This window comes from Shewanella litoralis, assembly GCF_009828585.1.
Taxonomy (GTDB): Bacteria; Pseudomonadota; Gammaproteobacteria; order Enterobacterales; family Shewanellaceae; genus Shewanella; species Shewanella litoralis.
In genome coordinates this window covers 1-380 of sequence record NZ_WSRZ01000106.1, presented here as the reverse complement: position 1 = coordinate 380, position 380 = coordinate 1, and the positions used below count along the sequence as shown (strand labels likewise).

1 protein-coding gene is annotated in these 380 nt (G+C 48.4%); it reads right to left on the bottom strand.

Going from position 1 to position 380, the window contains the following annotated elements:
* Positions 1–194 precede the first annotated feature (194 nt).
* A partial coding sequence (locus GQA99_RS20710) for a hypothetical protein (RefSeq protein ID WP_206194600.1) occupies positions 195–380 on the bottom strand: 186 nt, incomplete at its 5' end.

Below are 380 nucleotides of genomic sequence, written 5' to 3'. Positions count from 1 at the left end.
CAGGTGCCAAGAGTTATCAGCAACATCCAGAGGGCAATTTTCAGCAACATCCAGAGGGGGTTCCCCAGGTGCCAAGAGTTATCAGCAATTTTCAGCAACATCCAGAGGGGGTTCCCCAGGTGCCAAGAGTTATCAGCAATTTTCAGCAACATCCAGAGGGGGTTTCCCCAGGTGCCAAGAGTTATCAGCAATTTTCAGCAACATCCAGAGGGACAATTTTCAGCAACATCCAGAGGGCAATTTTCAGCAACATCCAGAGGGCAATTTTCAGCAACATCCAGAGGGCAATTTTCAGCAACATCCAGAGGGGCAATTTTCAGCAACATCCAGAGGGGGTTTCCCAGGTGCCAAGAGTTATCAGCAATTTTCAGCAACATCCA